This window comes from Achromobacter sp. Marseille-Q0513, from assembly GCF_018195695.1.
Taxonomy (GTDB): Bacteria; Pseudomonadota; Gammaproteobacteria; order Burkholderiales; family Burkholderiaceae_B; genus Achromobacter.
In genome coordinates, this window is sequence record NZ_JAGTJY010000387.1 from 1 (window position 1) to 977 (window position 977).

At 61.2% G+C, this 977-nt stretch carries 1 protein-coding gene; it reads right to left on the bottom strand.

Annotated features, from left to right (window positions below):
* On the bottom strand, positions 1 to 745 hold a 745-nt coding region (locus KDH83_RS30825; RefSeq protein WP_212322859.1), incomplete at its 3' end, for a transposase.
* Positions 746 to 977 lie beyond the last annotated feature (232 nt).

Sequence of the window (977 nt, forward strand, 5' to 3'; positions counted from 1 at the left end):
CCATAATGGCGCGGTGCCCGCGCAACTTGCCCGAATCGTGGTTCATGGGCGCCACCCCTACCAGTGCGGCAATGCGCCTGCGATCAAGCCGCCCCAACTCCGGCAGCTCGGCCAGTAACACTGCCATGCTGGTTGCCCCGATTCCTGGAACGCTACTGAGCACTCGTGCCAGTTCGGCATGATGCCGCTGTACGTGGTGGCTGACCTCGCCATCGCAATCGTCCTGTTCCGCTTGCAAGAAGGCAATGTGCCTCTGAATGCTGGGGCGGGCCGCCGCGTGCGCCAGCCGCAAACGATGGCGTTCAGCGGTGAGCATCTGCACGATCTGTCGTCGGCGCAACACCAAGGCCTGTAATTGCTGCAACTGGGCATCGGCCAACGGCTTGATAAAACGGTCTCGCTGTGGGTGCTGGTGCAACACCTGGGCAAACCCGGCCAACATCCTTGCATCCAGGGCGTCGGTTTTGGCCAACAGCCCCATCGCGCGCGCAAAGTCACGCGCCATGCGGGGATTGACCACCGCGACAGCTAAACCCGATGCCTGTAACGCGTAGGCCGCCTCAAACTCATACCCACCGGTGGCCTCCAGCACAAGCAAACCCACTGGCAACTGCCTGAGCTGTTGCTCCAGCGCGTCAATACCGGCTTCATCATTGCTGAACTGCCGGCTCTCTGACTGGTCGCTGCACCACACCTCCAAGGTCTGGCTCGATACATCTATTCCTACAAAAATCGGATCGGACATGTCTTTCGGCTCCCTGCCTTGTTTATTCGAACTGCCTGCGTTCCTACAACCGTTCGGGCTGCGAGAAAGACGGTCCGGCTCACGCACTCCATGCTCAAGGACGGGCTAGACAAAGACTGCCCCAGGGGAGATCGGGTTACGTGGCCGGTCCGAACAACACTAAAGATACAAGGGGAGGCGCGCAGCGCTCGGGGTGGGCCTACCGTTCAGCGCCTTCCAGCGGCCAGTCGCG